At 63.9% G+C, this 16,473-nt stretch carries 14 protein-coding genes; 11 read left to right on the forward strand and 3 right to left on the reverse strand.

What is annotated here, in order from left to right; all coding sequences use genetic code 11:
• Window positions 1-72: 72 nt before the first annotated feature.
• Entirely contained in the window at window positions 73-1,287 is a 1,215-nt protein-coding gene (locus POS17_RS00945; protein ID WP_060836958.1) for an HDOD domain-containing protein, read from the forward strand.
• Window positions 1,288-1,392: 105 nt separating this feature from the next.
• On the opposite strand, the gene POS17_RS00950 is transcribed toward POS17_RS00945, so the two are convergent.
• Together POS17_RS00950 and desA are read right to left on the reverse strand one after the other, a co-directional pair.
• Entirely contained in the window at window positions 1,393-2,385 is a 993-nt protein-coding gene (locus tag POS17_RS00950) for a GGDEF domain-containing protein (RefSeq protein ID WP_060836959.1), read from the reverse strand.
• A 187-nt stretch (window positions 2,386-2,572) separates the two neighbouring features.
• Window positions 2,573-3,757 (reverse strand): delta-9 fatty acid desaturase DesA, encoded by a 1,185-nt coding sequence (gene desA / locus POS17_RS00955; RefSeq protein WP_060836960.1) that lies wholly within the window; start codon window positions 3,755-3,757, stop codon window positions 2,573-2,575.
• A gap of 146 nt (window positions 3,758-3,903) precedes the next feature.
• Here desA and dibA point away from each other — a divergent pair, with 146 nt between their 5' ends.
• The 9 genes from dibA (at window position 3,904) to POS17_RS01000 (ending at window position 15,015) form a co-directional block, all read left to right on the forward strand.
• Entirely contained in the window at window positions 3,904-5,823 is a 1,920-nt protein-coding gene (dibA, locus tag POS17_RS00960) for a phosphodiesterase DibA (RefSeq protein ID WP_060836961.1), read from the forward strand.
• 307 nt (window positions 5,824-6,130) lie between these two features.
• A complete protein-coding gene (gene oscA / locus POS17_RS00965; RefSeq protein WP_016965985.1) occupies window positions 6,131-6,313 on the forward strand; it encodes a sulfur starvation response protein OscA in 183 nt (60 codons plus the stop codon).
• Between the two features lie 171 nt (window positions 6,314-6,484).
• The gene (locus tag POS17_RS00970) at window positions 6,485-7,495 is read left to right on the forward strand and encodes a sulfate ABC transporter substrate-binding protein (RefSeq protein WP_060836962.1); all 1,011 of its coding nucleotides are present in this window, start codon (window positions 6,485-6,487) and stop codon (window positions 7,493-7,495) included.
• 149 nt (window positions 7,496-7,644) lie between these two features.
• Window positions 7,645-8,463: a sulfate ABC transporter permease subunit CysT gene (gene cysT / locus POS17_RS00975; RefSeq protein ID WP_060836963.1), complete on the forward strand. Its 819-nt coding sequence runs from the start codon at window positions 7,645-7,647 to the stop codon at window positions 8,461-8,463.
• 13 nt (window positions 8,464-8,476) lie between these two features.
• Window positions 8,477-9,346: a sulfate ABC transporter permease subunit CysW gene (cysW, locus tag POS17_RS00980; protein WP_060836964.1), complete on the forward strand. Its 870-nt coding sequence runs from the start codon at window positions 8,477-8,479 to the stop codon at window positions 9,344-9,346.
• Window positions 9,347-9,349: 3 nt separating this feature from the next.
• A complete protein-coding gene (locus POS17_RS00985) occupies window positions 9,350-10,339 on the forward strand; it encodes a sulfate/molybdate ABC transporter ATP-binding protein (protein WP_060836965.1) in 990 nt (329 codons plus the stop codon).
• A 625-nt stretch (window positions 10,340-10,964) separates the two neighbouring features.
• On the forward strand, window positions 10,965-12,272 hold the full coding sequence (locus tag POS17_RS00990; RefSeq protein ID WP_060836966.1) for a hypothetical protein: 1,308 nt from the start codon (window positions 10,965-10,967) through the stop codon (window positions 12,270-12,272).
• Window positions 12,269-12,781 carry a sorbitol dehydrogenase gene (locus POS17_RS00995; RefSeq protein WP_060836967.1) on the forward strand — a complete coding sequence of 171 codons (513 nt, stop codon included), beginning with the start codon at window positions 12,269-12,271 and terminating at the stop codon, window positions 12,779-12,781. The genes POS17_RS00990 and POS17_RS00995 overlap by 4 nt, the downstream gene beginning before the upstream one ends.
• Entirely contained in the window at window positions 12,778-15,015 is a 2,238-nt protein-coding gene (locus POS17_RS01000; protein WP_060836968.1) for a GMC family oxidoreductase, read from the forward strand. Before POS17_RS00995 ends, POS17_RS01000 begins: the two co-directional genes overlap by 4 nt.
• Before the next feature lie 44 nt (window positions 15,016-15,059).
• Here the strand turns inward: POS17_RS01000 and POS17_RS01005 are convergent, their stop codons facing one another.
• Window positions 15,060-15,584: an Mpo1 family 2-hydroxy fatty acid dioxygenase gene (locus tag POS17_RS01005; protein ID WP_060836969.1), complete on the reverse strand. Its 525-nt coding sequence runs from the start codon at window positions 15,582-15,584 to the stop codon at window positions 15,060-15,062.
• Between the two features lie 102 nt (window positions 15,585-15,686).
• Here POS17_RS01005 and POS17_RS01010 point away from each other — a divergent pair, with 102 nt between their 5' ends.
• Window positions 15,687-16,376, forward strand: a complete 690-nt coding sequence (locus POS17_RS01010) for a Crp/Fnr family transcriptional regulator (protein ID WP_060836970.1) — start codon at window positions 15,687-15,689, stop codon at window positions 16,374-16,376.
• The last annotated feature ends 97 nt before the right edge of the window (window positions 16,377-16,473 follow it).

The following is a 16,473-nucleotide window of genomic DNA, read 5'->3' on the forward strand; positions in this document are numbered from 1 at the left end:
GTGGGGGATTTGCGCTGTATGGAAGCCCGCGCATTGACTAAGGTGCAAAGGATTGCCTAGGGAGCGTGCTGCATGACCGCTGTTGATTTACCCGCTGTACCTCGTGTGCTGATTGCCGAGGCCGACCCCTGGTCCCGCGATTTGCTCAAGCAAGTGCTGCTCAACGTGCGCTGTGATGCGCGTGTGGACCTGTGTGCCGACGGTCAGGAAGCCTTGGAGCTGTTGAGCGAAAAACCTTACGACCTGATCATTGCCGACTGGGAGTTGCCCGGGGTGGATGGTCTCGCCTTGCTGCGCTCCGTGCGCCAACGCAAGCGCAACCCGCTGCAGCCGTTCATTCTGCTCAGCGCTCGCAACGACAGTGCCAGCGTGCGCGAGGCCCTGCCCCTGGCGCCCACCGCCTACCTGACCAAACCCTTGAACATGGAAGGCCTGACCCAGCGCCTGCAGGGGTTGCTGCTGGACGCCGGCCAGGAAGTCTCCTGCGAGGTGCCGGCCCTGGCCCCGGGCATGAGCCTGTGGACTTTTCTCGAACGCCGGCGCGAGATCGCAGACGGCGCACCGTTGCTGACCGACGTGCAGTTGGCGGTCAAGCGCAGCCTCAATCCTGAAGGTCTGGACCTCAAGCTGTTGGAGGAGGAGCTGCGCACGGACCCGCAGGTCACCGCGGTGCTGATCGCGGCCGCCAACAGCGCCGCGCAGCACCACGGCGACGGCGTGCAGACCCTGTCCCAGGCCCTGCACCGGCTGGGCACCGGGCAGAGCATGAACCTGATTCTCGGGCTGACCCTCAAGCGCAGCGCGCGCCTGAGCGACCCGGCCCTGGCCGACTACGCCGAGCGCTACTGGGAGCTGTCGCTGCACACCGCGGAATACGGCCGCACCCTGGCGCGCTTGCTGGATTTGGACCAGGAGCGCTGCTATTGCGCCGGGCTATTGCATCGCCTGGGCGATCTGGCGCTGCTGCGCTGTTTGCAGGAGTGGAAACAGGCCGGGGGCGAGCTCGACGATCAGGAAGAGATCGGCGATGCCCTGGAGCGTTTTGGCGCGGCCTACGGTTCGGCCCTGCGCACCCGCTGGCGCATGCCCCTGGAACTGCGGGATCTGATTGCCTCGAGCTATCAGTTGGGCGGTGGGGTGTACTCCCGCGAGGCGCTGGTGATGAACCTGGCGGCGCAGCTGGCGCGCTTGACCGAGCATGAGGGGATCGAGGAACTGGCCCGCAGCAAGACCGCGCGCCTGCTGAAAATCGGCTTGCCGGAGCTGACCCGCCTGCGCAAAGGCTGACCCGACATTGGAGCCGGCTTGGCGGCGAAGAGGCCCCGGGCCTTGGGCAAGCCGTGGGAGTGTCTTGGCTGGCAAGCCCGCTCCAACGAGCGGGGGCGCGGGTGATTACCCGCTGACGATGCGGTTCTTGCCCTGGCGCTTGGCCTGGTACATCGCCGCGTCGGCGCGGGCGAACAGGCTGTCGAGGCTTTCATCTTCGCGGCGCCGGCTGCTCAGGCCCTGGCTGATGGTGATGTTGAAGGTCTGGCCCTGGCAGCTGAAGGTCTGCCGCTGAATCTCTCGCTGCAGGCGTTCGGCGACCTTGTGGGCCATGTCCGTGGCGCAGCCGGGAAACACCGCCGCGAACTCTTCGCCACCGATGCGCCCGAACAGATCGCCGCGGCGCAAGGCGGCACGCCCGCTTTCGGCAATGCGTTGCAGCACGATGTCGCCTTCGGGGTGACCGTAGGTGTCGTTGATCACCTTGAAGTCATCGATGTCCAGCAACAGAAAGACCAGGGGCAAGCCGTGCAGGCGCGCCTGCTCGAACTCGCGATGGGCGCATTCGAAGAAGTGCCGGCGGTTGCTGCTCTGGGTCAGCACGTCGGTGGTCGCCAGGCGTTGCAGTTCGGCTTCCAGCTGCTTCTTCTCGGTGATGTCTTCGGCAATGCCCACCACGATCAGCCGTTGCCCGGGTTCGGCGTTGCGGTTGATGAAGCATTTGTCGCTGAGCCAGCGCACCTGGCCATTGGCGTCGATGATGCGGTACTCGCGGTCTTCCACCGCGCCCTTTTCCAGCACCTGGGCCAGGCTGCGCTCGGCGTATTCCAGATCGTCGGGGTAGATGCTGTCGCGCCACTGCTTGCTGTCCGCCAGCAGCAGTCCGGCAGGGCGTCCGAATATGCGTTCATAGGCCGGGCTGACGTACAGCACCTGGCGGCTGTCCCAGTCATAGGCCCAGAGCACCGCGTTGACGCTGACCAGCAGGGAGCTGAACAGCTGCTCGCGCTCGGTCAGGCGCGCGACCTCGCCCTGGGCGTGCATCAGGGCCAGTAGGGTTTGCGCGGCTTCGGGCCACTGCACAAGCGAAGATGGAGTGTGTGAATTCTTATTGACCATCGGCACAGATCTCAAGAGGTCTGCCGCGCGGTATTGAACAGCGGCTACGACCAAGCCCGCCTGGGTGGCGAAGTGTTGCTTGAGATAGGGGATCGGACGCTAAGTTCCCAGCCATTGCGGCGATACTTGGCGCGCCCGCCGGACGGTCGCAGGCGCCCCTCGCCCGCCGCAGGCGAGGGGCTCCGGCTCAGGCTGCGGTGGGCCGCAGAGAGTAGGTTTTCAACTGATGGGCAAAGTCCCGCAGGGACTGGATGCCGCTGGCTTCGGCCTCGTGCACCCAGTCCTTGATCGCCGCCAGCATGTCGTGGCCGTTGGCGCTGGTCTTGACCCAGATCTGCTGCAGGGCCAGGCGTTTTTCGTAGATCACCTTCAAGGCCTGGCTGTGTTCCAGCATGTTCTGGATCCGCAGGTGGTGGCGGTCTTCCAGCAGGCTGGTCTCACGGGACAGCAGGCGCTTGGCGCGGTGGAACTGGTGGCGCACCGAGTGATCGACCTTGGCCAGTTCCTGTTTCACCAGCGGGCCGATCACCAGCTTGCGGTACTGGGCCATGATCTGGAACCGGTTGTTGAGGATGGCCATGGCGGTGTCCATGTCCAGGTGCCCCTTGCCTTCGACCCGATGGGCGATCGGCGCCACCCGCTGGACCTTGGCCAGCCCCAGCAGGCTGAACAGCTTGATCCAGGCCCAGCCCATGTCGAACTCCCACTTCTTCACCGAGAGCTTGGCCGAGTTGGGGTAGGTGTGATGGTTGTTGTGCAGCTCTTCACCGCCGACGATGATGCCCCAGGGCACCAGGTTGGTGGCGGCGTCACGGCATTCGAAGTTGCGGTAGCCCACGGCATGGCCCAGGCCGTTGATCACTCCGGCGGCCCAGAACGGAATCCACATCATCTGGATCGCCCAGATGGTGATGCCGATGGTGCCGAACAGCAGCAGGTCGATGACCGCCATCAGCGCGATACCACCCAGCTTGTAGCGGCTGTAGAGGTTGCGCTCGATCCAGTCTTCCGGGCAGTTTTTGCCATAGATGCGCAGGGTTTCCGGGTTTTTCGCCTCTTCGCGATACAGCTCGGCGCCCTTGCGCAGCACGGTGGACAGGCCCTTGATCACCGGGCTGTGGGGATCGTCGACGGTTTCGCATTTGGCGTGGTGCTTGCGGTGGATGGCGGTCCACTCGCGGGTGTTCTGCGCCGTGGTCAGCCACAGCCAGAAGCGGAAGAAGTGTTTCAGGCCGGCGTTGAGTTCCAGGGAACGGTGTGCGGAATAGCGATGCAGATAAATGGTGACCGCGACAATGGTCACGTGGGTCATCAACAGGGTGACTGCCACCAGTTGCCAGGCGGACAAGCCAAGTAAACCTTCGTACCACATAGGCGATAAGGCCCTCGATAAAGAAAAAAACAGCTCAGGCATTATCACCAAGCTCACTGAGAAAACCAGTCGCCCTTTCAGATAAGAGTGGCGGCATGTTTCTTCCTCTATAATCCCGAACTTTTCGTGTGGAAATAGACGGACTTATGTCGGTTTCTTATCGCAATGGCTTGCGTGCCGCGCTGCTCTATCTGCTGCTGTCCCTGATCTGGCTGCAGTTCAGTGGTTATTTACTGAGCAGTTTCTTCGATGGATTCACCGATCAGGCGCACTGGCACCAGGTCAGTGGCTACGCCTGGGCACTGGTCAGCGCGGTGCTGATTTTCTTTGCCCGGGCCCGCCTGTTGCGGGTCATGGGGGCCGATCGCTGGTTGCGCCATCAACAGAAGGATCGCGAGCGCCTGCGCCAGGCGGCGGCGGTGTTCGACTGCACCCGCGAAGGGGTACTGGTCAGCGACACCCAGGGCCAGATCGTCCACGTCAATCGCGCCTTCATCGAGATCACCGGCTACCAGAGCGAAGAGGTGCTGGGGCGTCAGCCGAGCCTGTTCAAGTCCGGCCATCATTCGGCGGACTTCTACAAGGCGATGTTCGACTCGCTGGAGAAAACCGGAGAGTGGAGCGGCGAGATCTGGAATCGGCGCAAGAGCGGCGAGATCTACCCGCAGTGGCAGAGCATTCGCGCGATCCGTGATGAACAGGGCGAGCTCACCCACTATGTCGCGGTGTTCTCCGACATCAGCGCGATCAAGGATTCCGAGCACGAACTGGCGCACCTGGCCCACCACGATCCGCTGACCGACCTGCCCAACCGCCTGCTGTTCACCGACCGTGCCGAACAGGCCCTGGCCTCGGCGCAGGTCCACAAGCGCGGCTGCGCCATGCTGATGATCGACCTCGATCACTTCAAGATGATCAACGACAGCCTTGGCCACAACGTCGGCGACCAGTTGCTCAAGGCGGTGGCCGAGCGCCTGGGGGACCTGTCCGGGCAGGGCATCACCCTGGCACGGCTGGGGGGCGACGAGTTCGCGGTACTGGCCGAAAGCTGCCCGCAGCTGGTGCAGGCCGCCGCCCTGGCCCAGCGCATCATCGACGGCCTCAAGGAGCCTTTTTTGCTGGGCGAGCAGCAGGTGGTGATCAACGCCAGCATCGGCATCAGCCTGTTTCCCAGCGATGCCCTGAGCGCCAGCCAGCTGCTGCGCAACGCCGACGCGGCGCTGTTCAAGGCCAAGAGTGCCGGACGCAACGGCTATGCCCTGTACACCGAAGAACTCACCGCCCATGCCCAGCAACGGGTCGAAATCGCCTTCGAGCTGCGCCGGGCCCTGGAGCAGCAGGAACTGCGGGTCTACTACCAGCCGGTGCACGATCTTGAAACCAGCCACCTGATCGGTGTCGAGGCCCTGGTGCGCTGGGAGCATCCCCAGCGTGGCCTGGTGTCCCCGGCGGAATTCATCCCCATCGCCGAGCGCACCGGGATGATTGCCGAGATCGATGCCTGGGTCATGCAGCAGGCCTGCCGGCAGATGTGCCAGTGGCAGGCCGATGGGGTGACGCTGTCGTTCATCGCGGTGAACGTCTCGACCCGGCTGTTCGCCCGCAGCGAGCTGTACCAGCAGGTGGCCCAGGTGCTGCACGACACCGGCCTGGACCCGGCCTACCTGGAGCTGGAAGTCACCGAGAGCGCGGTGATGGATGACCCGGAAGTGGCCCTGGAACAGATGCACCGGCTGCGCGAGCTGGGCATTCGCCTGGCCATCGACGACTTCGGCACTGGCTATTCGTCCCTGCTGCGGCTCAAGCGTCTGCCGGTGCAGAAACTCAAGATCGACCAGGGCTTTGTCGCCGGCCTGCCGTTCGATGAAGACGATGCGGCCATCTCCCGGGTGATCATCGCCCTGGCCCAGAGCATGGGCATGCAGGTGCATGCCGAAGGCATCGAACAGGCCGAGCAGGCGCGCTTCTTGCTCGAACACGGCTGCGACCTGGGGCAGGGCTACTGGTTCGGCCGGCCGATGCCGGCGGAGCAGCTCGACTGGAGCAATGCCCCCGCCATCCGCTGATCCCCTGTAGCCGCTGCTGAGCCTGCGAACGAGTTGGGCGGCACTCCGACGCAGCGGTCGCGGCGATGTCAGGACGCCAAGGGTTCGTCTATCGATCGCCAGGCAAGGCCCTGCGGGCCTTGTCGCAGCCTCGCGAAAGCTTGGCAGCGGCTACAGGGGCTAAGCTGCTGTCAGGTCGAATAATATTTTCTGGTTATATAAACATTCTTAAACAGTATTTTTAAGAATATCCGCGCCTATCTACTATTGCTCCCACGCCGCAAGCAGTGCCGCCACTGCCAGGCACATCTCACTCAGGAGCAGCACCATGAGCGCATCTCTACGTAGCGTTGACGGCCAGGACGAAGCAACCATCTTGCGTGAAATTCAAAGCGCCCTGCGCGACCTGCGCTTTGGCGCGGTGGAAATCACCGTGCACAACGCCCAGGTCGTGCAGATCGAACGCAAGGAAAAATTCCGCCTGCAACAGCCCGGCCACAAGCCCGGCTAAAGCCGCCTCGCGCAATACCGCATCACCCTCTCGCCATCGAGAGGCCCGACTGGACAACCGGAGGGCGTCATCCATGACCCCCAGTCTGAACCCCAGCATTCGCCCACGAATGCGGGCCTGATTCGCCATAAGAAAAATGCCAGCACTTTAAAAAATTTCGGGAGCTCCATCATGTCGTCGATTCGCCGTTATGCCCTGGCCGCCCTCGCCAGCGCCGTTTTTGCCGGTTCCGCCGTTGCCAAGGATTACGAGCTGCTCAACGTGTCCTACGACCCGACCCGCGAGCTGTACCAGGACTACAACGCCGAGTTCACCAGCTTCTGGAAGCAATCGCATCCCGGCGACAACGTGAAGATCCAGCAATCCCATGGTGGTTCCGGCAAACAGGGCCGGGCGGTGATCGACGGCCTGCGCGCCGACGTGGTGACCCTGGCCCTGGCCGGTGACATCGACGAAATCGCCAAGCTCGGCAAGACCCTGCCGGCGGACTGGCAAAAACGCCTGCCCGACGCCAGCACGCCCTACACTTCGACCATCGTGTTCCTGGTGCGCAAGGGCAATCCCAAGGGCATCAAGGACTGGGGCGACCTGATCAAGAAAGACGTCTCGGTGATCACCCCCAACCCGAAAACCTCCGGCGGCGCGCGCTGGAACTTCCTCGCTGCCTGGGCCTATGGGCTGAAGGCCGGCGGTAGTGAGGCCAAGGCCCAGGAATACGTCAAGGAGCTGTTCAAGCACGTACCGGTGCTGGACACCGGTGCCCGCGGCTCGACCATCACCTTCGTCAACAACGGTCAGGGCGACGTGCTGCTGGCCTGGGAAAACGAAGCCTTCCTGGCCCTCAAGGAAGAAGGCGGCGCCGACAAGTTCGACATCGTCGTGCCTTCGCTGTCGATCCTCGCCGAGCCGCCAGTGGCGGTGGTGGACAAGAACGCCGAGAAGAAAGGCAACACCGAGATCGCCGAGGCCTACCTCAAGCACCTGTACAGCCCGGCCGGCCAGGAAATCGCCGCGAAGAACTTCTACCGTCCGCGGGACAAGGACGTCGCCGCCAAATACGCCCAGCAGTTCCCCAAACTGGACCTGGTGACTATCGACAAGGACTTCGGCGGCTGGAAAACTGCCCAACCGAAATTCTTCAATGACGGTGGCGTGTTCGACCAGATCTACACGGCCCAATAAGCCTGTTGTAGGAGCTGGCTTGCCAGCGAAGGCGCCCTCTAGGGCCACACCAGGCTGCAGGCCCCTTCGCCGGCAAGCCGGCTCCTACCAGGTAGAGCCCGCATTTGGTTGCGGGCTTTGCGTATCCGTTCCGTTAACCAAGGACTTTTATGTCGCGTCGTATCTCCCCCGTCATACCCGGCTTCGGGCTGACGCTGGGCTACACCTTGGTGTACCTCAGCCTGATTGTGCTCATTCCCCTGGCGGCGATGTTCGTGCATGCCGCGCAACTCACCTGGGAACAGTTCTGGGCAATCGTTTCGGCGCCCCGAGTGCTCGCCGCACTCCAGCTGAGTTTCGGCACCGCGTTGTACGCGGCCATCATCAACGGCGTCATCGGCACCCTGCTGGCCTGGGTCCTGGTGCGCTACACCTTCCCCGGGCGCAAGATCATCGACGCCATGATCGACTTGCCGTTCGCCCTGCCCACCGCGGTGGCCGGCATCGCCCTGACGGCGCTCTACGCGCCCACCGGCCTGGTGGGCCAGTTCGCCACCGACCTGGGCTTCAAGATCGCCTACACGCCCCTGGGCATCACCCTGGCGCTGACCTTCGTCACCCTGCCGTTCGTGGTGCGCACGGTGCAGCCGGTGCTGGCGGACATCCCCCGAGAGGTGGAAGAGGCCGCCGCCTGCCTTGGCGCCAAGCCCTGGCAGGTGTTCCGCCATATCCTGGTGCCGGCCTTGCTGCCGGCCTGGCTCACCGGCTTTGCCCTGGCCTTCGCCCGGGGCGTCGGCGAGTACGGTTCGGTGATCTTCATCGCCGGCAACATGCCGATGAAGACCGAGATCCTGCCGTTGCTGATCATGGTCAAGCTCGACCAGTACGATTACACCGGCGCCACCTCCATCGGCGTGCTGATGCTGGTGGTTTCCTTTGTCCTGTTGCTGCTGATCAACCTGCTGCAGCGGCGCATCGAACGTCCATAAGGAGGCGCGATCCATGTCTCAATCGTCTATCGCCGCCTCGTCGGCCAACGCCGCCCGCCGTGGCAGCGCCACCTCGCGACGGGTGTTGATTGGCCTGGGCTGGCTGATCTTCGCCCTGTTCCTGCTGTTGCCGCTGTTCATCGTGGTGTCCCAGGGTTTGAAGCTGGGCATCGGCGCCTTCTTCGAGGCGATCTTCGAGCCCGACGCCTTGTCGGCGCTCAAACTCACGGTGATCGCGGTGCTGATCTCGGTGCCCCTGAACCTGGTGTTCGGGGTCAGCGCCGCCTGGTGCGTGAGCAAGTACTCGTTCCGCGGCAAGAGCATCCTGGTGACCCTGATCGACCTGCCGTTCTCGGTATCGCCGGTGATCGCCGGCCTGGTCTACGTGCTGATGTTCGGCGCCCAGGGCCTGTTCGGCCCGTGGCTTTCGGCTCACGACATCCAGATCGTCTTCGCCTTGCCGGGCATCGTCCTGGCGACCATCTTCGTCACCGTGCCCTTCGTCGCCCGGGAGCTGATTCCGCTGATGCAGGAGCAGGGCACCCAGGAAGAGGAGGCCGCCAGGTTGCTGGGGGCCAACGGCTGGCAGATGTTCTGGCACGTCACCGTGCCCAACATCAAATGGGGCCTGATCTATGGCGTGGTGCTCTGTACCGCCCGGGCCATGGGCGAATTCGGCGCGGTGTCGGTGGTATCCGGGCACATTCGCGGGGTCACCAACACCCTGCCGCTGCACGTGGAAATCCTCTACAACGAGTACAACCACGTGGCCGCGTTTGCCGTCGCCAGCCTGTTGCTGATCCTTGCGCTGTTCATCCTGCTGCTCAAGCAGTGGAGCGAATCCCGAATCAACCGCCTGCGCGCCAGCGCCGCGGAGGAATAACTCATGTCGATCGAAGTCCGTAACGTCAGCAAGAACTTCAACGCCTTCAAGGCTCTGAACAGCATCAACCTGGATATCCAGAGCGGCGAGCTGGTGGCCCTGCTGGGCCCGTCCGGCTGTGGCAAGACCACCCTGCTGCGGATCATCGCCGGCCTGGAAACACCGGACGACGGCAGCATCGTGTTCCACGGCGAGGACGTTTCCGGCCACGACGTGCGTGATCGCAACGTCGGTTTCGTGTTCCAGCACTACGCCCTGTTCCGCCACATGAGCGTGTTCGACAACGTCGCCTTCGGCCTGCGCATGAAGCCCAAGCACCAGCGCCCCAGCGAGAGCAAGATCGCCGAGAAGGTCCATGAACTGCTGAACATGGTGCAGTTGGACTGGCTCGCCGACCGCTACCCGGAGCAGCTGTCCGGCGGCCAGCGCCAGCGTATCGCCCTGGCCCGCGCCCTGGCGGTGGAGCCCAAGGTGCTGCTGCTGGACGAGCCCTTCGGCGCCCTCGACGCCAAGGTGCGCAAGGAGCTGCGGCGCTGGCTGGCGCGGCTGCACGAAGACATCAACCTGACTTCGGTGTTCGTTACCCACGACCAGGAAGAAGCCATGGAAGTGGCCGACCGCATCGTGGTGATGAATAAGGGTGTGATCGAGCAGATCGGCTCCCCGGGCGAGGTCTACGAGAACCCGGCCAGCGACTTCGTCTACCACTTCCTCGGCGACTCCAACCGCCTGCACCTGGGCGAGGACCAGCACGTGCTGTTCCGTCCCCACGAAGTGTCGCTGTCGCGTTCGGAACTGGAAGACCATCACGCCGCCGAAGTGCGCGACATCCGTCCCCTGGGCGCCACCACCCGGGTGACCCTCAAGGTCGAAGGCCAGAGCGAGCTGATCGAAGCCGAAGTGGTGAAGGACCACGACAGCCTGATCGGCCTGGCCCGTGGCGAGACCCTGTTCTTCAAGCCCAAGGTCTGGCAGAAGCACACCAGCCTCTGACCCCGCCGACATCACGCCTGCTGTAGGAGCTGGCTTGCCAGCGAAAGCGTCCTCCAGGTTTGCACCTGGCTCGAAGGCCCCTTCGCCGGCAAGCCGGCTCCTACGGGGGCTTGATTGTTGGCCGCAGTATTTCTCCTCAACCTCGCGTCCTGTAGGAGCTGGCTTGCCAGCGAAAGCGTCCTCCAGGTTTGCACCCGGCTTGAAGGCCTCTTCGCCGGCAAGCCGGCTCCTACGGGGGCTTGATTGTTGGCCGCAGTATTTCTCCTCAACCTCGCGTCCTGTAGGAGCTGGCTTGCCAGCGAAAGCGTCCTCCAGGTTTGCACCCGGCTTTGAAGGCCTCTTCGCCGGCAAGCCGGCTCCTACGCAGAGGATGTCGCGTATCGAGGGTGGGTGATGGCGTTCGGCTATTGCTGCTAGCTCGATTCGATCTATGGCCCGTCCCCTGGCCGCAACATTCCTTATCTACTCTGGAAATGGTGCCAGGAGGGCGCAATTGAAGAGTCCTTGAAGGACCGGCGTTCTGTCTCCTGGCCAGCCTGATGCCAAGGAGACAAGCATGAAAAAGGAACTCCATCGGCCCGGTCCGAGGTTCGGTTGTGCACTATGCGGTGCACTGCTCAGCCCTATGGCCCTGGCGCTCGCGCCCCCTGACCTGTCCTCGCACATACCCTACGACGTCGCAGTGACTGCCCCCCCGACACCAACCCTGGAAAGCCTGCAGCGGGATTTTGACGTGCTGTCCTGGCAGACCTTCATCGCCCTCAACTGGCCGGCCCAGGACGACGGCAGTCCCGGCATCGGGCCCATCGGCAAGGAGGACGGCCCCACCGTCTGGGAAGGCTGGAAAGAGAGCTATCAGATCTTCCGGGCCAAGGGCGAGAAGCCTTTGGCCTGGGATGCCCCGGCGATTCTTCCCAAGCCCTGTGAAGGGCTCAAATCCGGGCGCCTGCTGCAACAGATGGGCAAGGTCGCGGGTGTCCTCGATGAGTTCATCCAGCCGTTCCAGAGCGGCCCGCTGGTGGACCAGAGCGGCACCTACACCCGCAACGAAATCGTGGTCAACCGGCCGATGTTCAACGATATCGTCGACAAGGGCCTGTACAGCGTCCAGGGCCAGCAGGCGTATTTCGCCGCCAGCCCGAACAACCGCGTGGCCTTCAGTTGCAGCTCCAATCCCCACCAGAAACTCGGCGCAATCATGGTCAAGGCCTCGTGGAAGGTGCTGGACGGCAACGACCAGCGCAGCCGCTTCCATACGGTGGATGCCCTGGTCTATACCCCCGGCAACAGCGACCCGACCCATGGGCCCATCGTGGAAGAGTCGTGCAAGGCGGAGTCGGTGGGGCTGGTGGGCCTGCATATCGTGCACAAGACCGCACTGGCGCCGCAGTGGGTCTGGTCGACCTTCGAACACGTGGACAATGTGCCGGAAAAAACCACCCCACCGGAGCAGCGCAAAGGTCCGTACCTGTTCTACAACGCTGCCAGCCCGGCCAAGGTCAACGAGCCACCGCCCCGGCCCTGGAACCCGGCGGTCAAGGCCACGCCGTCGCAAATTGTCCGCGAGATCCCGCTGACCGAGGCCGCCAAGGCACTGAACAGCACCTACCAGGCGCTGCTGCGCACGGCCAACCCTCAGAGTGTCTGGGCCAACTACCAGATGATCGACACCCAATGGCCCGCCGATCCGGCCACGGACTGCGAGACGCCGTCGCCGACCAACCCCCTGGGCAGCCCGGCCCCGACCTTCCTCGCCAACGCCACCCTGGAAACCTTTATCCAGGGCACGGTGCCCCAGGCGTCCTCCAGTTGCATGGACTGCCACAACAACGCGACGACCCGGGTCACCCAGAACCCCCGCACCACTTTCGCCGACTTCACCTATCTGTTGGAGCGTGCCCAATCCACTGGCGCCGCAGGGAGCAAACCATGAGCACCGAGCGTGAGAACTTTGTCGGCCTGTCCACGGCGTTGCTGGGGATCGGCAAGGCCTTGCTGGCGCCGTCGATCGACCCCATCGACCTGCCCAGCCAGTTTCTGGCCTATATCCGCCCGAAGCTGACCGAGGCCCAACTCAATGACCTGCTGAGCCAGTACGCCAGCCTGGTGGCTGACCAGCAGAGCCCGGAACAGATCGCCCGGGCGCTGCTGATGGACAACGGCCAGCCAGCGGCCACACCTGCGGCCAAGGCCTGTCGTTCGATCATGAAAATGTGGCTGCTGGGGGTCTGGTACCAGCCTTATGACGCCAGCAGCTTCAAGGCCGGGCAACAGTGGGTCGTGTCCGACCTGGCGTACCAGCAAAGCTGGGCCTGGAAGGTCGCCCAGGCTCATCCCATGGGCTACAGCCAGTTTCATTTCGGCTACTGGAACGAGACGCCGCCGAGCCTGGAGGCCTTTACCGGTGTACCCGCCAAGGGGCAGCAAGGAGCTTCGTCATGAGCACAGAACAAGCGGATGTGGTGATAGTCGGCGCCGGCCTGGCCGGTAGCATCATTGCCTATCAACTGGGTCTGGCCGGGATCAAGGTCCTGGTGCTGGAGTCCGGGCCGAGCATTCCGGCCAATCGCACGCAATACATGGAGCGCTTCTACAACGCCACCCTGAAGACCCCGGAGTCGCCCTATCCTCCGGCCAGCAACCTGCAGCCGCAGCTTTATCCGGAACTGCAGCCGGCCCAGCAGAATGCGCCACGGCCGACCATTGCCGACCTGATCAACGGCTGGCAGAACCCGCAGACCAGCTATCTGGTGCAGAAAGGCCCGCTGGCCTTCACCAGCACCTATGAGCGCGTGGGCGGCGGCACCACCTGGCACTGGGTCGCCACCTGCCTGCGCATGCTGCCCAATGACTTTCGCCTCAAGTCGCTGTACGGCGTCGGGGTCGACTGGCCCATCGGCTACCAGGATCTGCAAAGCGCCTACTGCCGCGCCGAGGCGGAGATCGGCGTGGCGGCGGATGTGGGTGACCAGGACTACCTGGGCATGACCTTTCCCGAGGATTATCAATTCCCCATGCACAGCATTCCGCTGTCCCTGGTGGACGAGCGTTTCGTCAAGGCGCTCAAGGGCCATTCGTTCGCCGGCATGCCGCTGCTGGTGAGCCCGACGCCGGCCGGGCGCAACTCCGAGCCTTACGCCGGGCGCCGGGTCTGTGCGGGCAATACCAACTGCACGCCGATCTGCCCGATCCAGGCCAAATACGATGCCACGGTGACCCTGAACAAGGCGCTGGAGACCGGCAATGTCCGGGTGCTGTACAAGAGTGTGGCGAGCAAGGTCAGGGTCGATGGCAAGTCCAGCATCAGCGGTATCGAGTTCATCCAGTACCAGCTGGGGGACGGCCCGCCCACCGCCAATGGCGTGGCCCTCGGGCAGCACTATGTGATCGCTGCCCACGCCATCGAGACCCCCAAGCTGTTGCTCAACTCAGCCTGTCCCGAGGCACCCCAGGGCGTGGCCAACAGCAGTGGTCAGGTCGGTCGCAGCCTGTCGGACCACCCGATCTACCTGGCCTGGGGGCTGATGCCGCCGGGGCAGACGGTGTTCCCTTATCGTGGGCCGGTGTCCACGGCGGGCATCGAGAGCCTGCGCGATGGGGCCTTTCGCAGCCGCCGGGCGGCTTGGCGCATCGAGATCGGCAACGAGGGCCTGAACTGGCCGATCGGCGATCCCTACACCACGGTGTGCGACCTGATCGACGGGCAGAACAACAGCCACACCAACCCGTTGCCGGGGGACAAGCAACCGCCCCTGGCGCTGTATGGCGGTGATTTGATCCGTGCCCTCAACGACCGCCTGATCCGCCAGTTCCGCATCGCTTTTCTGGTGGAACAGGTGGAGCAGGACCCGGATCGGGCCGACTGCTACATAGTTCCCTCCACCGAGTACAAGGACCGTTTGGGCATCCCCCGTCCGGAGATTCACTACAACCTGTCGGACTACACCAAGGAGGGTTTCAAACAGGCCCGGCAGGCCGCCACCTACATCATCACCGAGTTGCTGGGGGCCACCGAGCTCACGGACCTCAAGCCGGACCCCAAGACCAACCCCGGGTTCTTCGTCTACGACGGCGAGCCCTACAGCTTCCAGGGCGCCGGACACCTGATGGGGACTTACCGCATGGGGGCCAATCCCAGGAACTCTGTGGTGGACAAGCATCAACGCAGTTGGGATCACCGCAATCTGTTCCTGGTGGGAGACGGGGTGTTTCCCACCAGCGGCACCTCCAACCCGAGCCTGACCATCGCCGCGCTGGCGTTCCAGGCCGCCGATGTGCTCGCCAACGAGCTCAAGGCCAGTACCGTGATGGTCCAGGCCAATCAGCCCTGGCAAGGCACCGGGGTGCAACTCAATGGGATCAGTGCGCAGCGGGTGTGCTACGTCAGCGGGCACTGGTCTGCCAGCCCGGCGGGGGGCATGGTGGACGGCCGGGGCAATCCGGCCTACATCGCCAAGTCCGGCTATACCTTGCCTGGGGCCAATGAGGGGGCGCTGATCGGGCGCGTCGGGAGCGCTGGCACGCCCTTTCTGATCGGCGATCTGGCGCAGATACCGGCGGGCCAGCGAGGAGAGTTGCAGCTGTGCATCAATGACGACCTGGACGGACGTTATGGTGTCGGCCTGCAGGACAACCAGGGCGCACTGACGGTGCGAGTGGAGTTTGGCGGCTTGTGACCCATCCTGGCCGGGCGTGCAGTCGGCACGCCCGGCCGGGGACTTCAGATCATGGCTTTTTTCTGGCGCAGGGCCACGGGGCCCGAGCGCTGCTCGATCGCCTGCTTCAAGTCATGGCGCAGCCCCAGCAGGAACGCCAGTTCGGCCACCACGAACAGCGGGCCGACAATCAGCCCGGAAAGATCATCGACAAAGGCCGGCTTGCGGCCCTCGTAGTAATGGCCGATGAACTGGATCACCCAACCGATCACGAACAGGCCCAGGCCGCTGCTCAACCAGAGCCCGGTGCTTTGTGCTGCCAGCGCCTGCCCGGCCCAGACCGACAGACCCATCAGCACACTCATCAACACGCCCAGGCGCAACTCCAGGCGCAGGTAGAACACGGCCGAGGCCAGGGCCAGCAGCACGGCCGGCGACACCACCATCCCCGCCAGTGGCCAGGTGGGACGGGACAGCAGCACCGCCACCGCCAGTACGATCATGGGAATGCCGATAAAGTGGCTGGCAATGTTGCGCGGGTCGCGGTGGTAGGCGGCGTATTGACTGAGATGATCAACGAGGCTTTTCATTGTTGTTCCTCCGTTAGGGTGGCCCGATCATGCCCGGCCGCCGATCACGGCACTGTCAGCTAGGCGACAATCACGCCGATGCCTTGAGGAAAAGACCTGTTCATGGACATGCAGCAGTGGCGTGAATGCCTGATGACCGGCCAGTGGTTCAGCCACCTGCCGGATTCCTTACAGAATAGTTTGCTCGCCGGTGCCCGCCTGCGCCGATTGGCGCCGGGGCAATGCCTGTTCCTGCGGGGTGATCCACCCTGCGGTTTGTATGCGGTGCTGGAAGGAACGGTGCGGGTGGGCGCGGTCAGCGAACAGGGCAAGGAAGCCTTGCTCAGCCTGATGCAGGCGCCCCACTGGTTCGGCGAGATCTGCCTGTTCGACGGCCAGCCGCGCACCCACGATGCCTACGCTGAGGGTGCCTGCACCTTGCTCCAGGTGCCGCAGTCGAGCTTGTTGCAACTGCTGGAGCAACAGCCGCAGTACTGGCGTCAGTTTGCCCTGTTGATGAGCCACAAACTGCGCCTGGCCTTTATCAACCTGGAGCAGCTGAGCCTGATGCCGGCGCCGGCCCGTGTGGCCAGCCGCCTGCTGGCGATCGCTGCCGGCTACGGCGAAGTGACCCAGCGCCGCAACCTGCTGCAACTGCCCCAGGAGCAACTGGCACTGATGCTCTCGCTCTCGCGCCAGACCACCAACCAGATCCTCAAGGACCTGCAGAGCCAGGGCATCCTGCGCCTGAGCTACGGCGAGATCGAAATCCTCGACACCGACCGCCTGCGCGCCCTCGCCGGCCCCGCGTAGGGGCCCGCAAGACCGCTTTCGCCGGCAAGCCGGCGCCTACAAAATCCCGCGCGATTTCTCTGCCGACCGTAGGAGCTGGCTTGCCAGCGAAGGGCCC

Source organism: Pseudomonas sp. Os17, assembly GCF_001547895.1.
Classification (GTDB): domain Bacteria; phylum Pseudomonadota; class Gammaproteobacteria; order Pseudomonadales; family Pseudomonadaceae; genus Aquipseudomonas.